Annotated in this window: 1 protein-coding gene; it reads right to left on the bottom strand. The window is 66.3% G+C overall.

Annotated features, from left to right (window positions below; translation table 11 throughout):
* Window positions 1–50: 50 nt before the first annotated feature.
* On the bottom strand, window positions 51–787 hold a 737-nt coding region (locus AS93_RS0117935), incomplete at its 5' end, for an FAD-binding protein (RefSeq protein WP_027591867.1).

Below are 787 nucleotides of genomic sequence, written 5' to 3'. Positions count from 1 at the left end.
AAAAAACCCGCTCCGAGGAGCGGGTTTTTCCTGTTACCGAAGCGACTGGATCAGACCAGCTTTTCCAGTTCCGGCACGACCTCGAACAGGTCGCCCACCAGGCCGTAGTCGGCCACCTGGAAGATCGGCGCTTCTTCGTCCTTGTTGATCGCGACGATCACCTTGGAGTCCTTCATGCCCGCCAGGTGCTGGATGGCACCGGAGATGCCCACGGCGATGTACAGCTGCGGGGCGACGATCTTGCCGGTCTGGCCGACCTGCATGTCGTTCGGCACGAAGCCGGCATCCACCGCGGCGCGCGAGGCGCCCACCGCCGCGCCGAGCTTGTCGGCCAGGCTGTAGAGCAGCTTGAAGTTGTCGCCGTTCTGCATGCCACGGCCGCCGGAGACCACGATCTTGGCGGCGGTCAGTTCCGGACGGTCGCTCTTGGCCAGCTCTTCGCCAACGAAAGCGGACTTGCCGGCATCGGCGGCGCCGGAGACGGCTTCGATGGCGGCGGAACCGCCTTCGGCAGCCACCGGGTCGAAGCCGGTGCCGCGCACGGTGATCACCTTCACCGCCGCGCTGGATTGCACGGTGGCGATGGCGTTGCCGGCGTAGATCGGGCGCTTGAAGGTGTCGGCGCTTTCCACGGCGACGATTTCGGAGATCTGGTCGACGTCCAGCAGGGCGGCCACGCGCGGCAGGTAGTTCTTGCCGTTGGTGGTGGCCGGGGCCAGCACGTGGCTATAGCCTTTGCCCAGCTCGGCGATCAGCGGCGCGACGTTTTCCGGCAGCAGGTTGGCGT

The sequence above is a fragment of the Pseudomonas sp. RL genome (assembly GCF_000647775.1).
In the GTDB taxonomy this organism is placed as follows: Bacteria; Pseudomonadota; Gammaproteobacteria; order Pseudomonadales; family Pseudomonadaceae; genus Serpens; species Serpens flexibilis.
The sequence above is the reverse complement of the archived record's forward strand: the minus strand, read 5'-3'. Positions and strand labels throughout refer to the sequence as shown.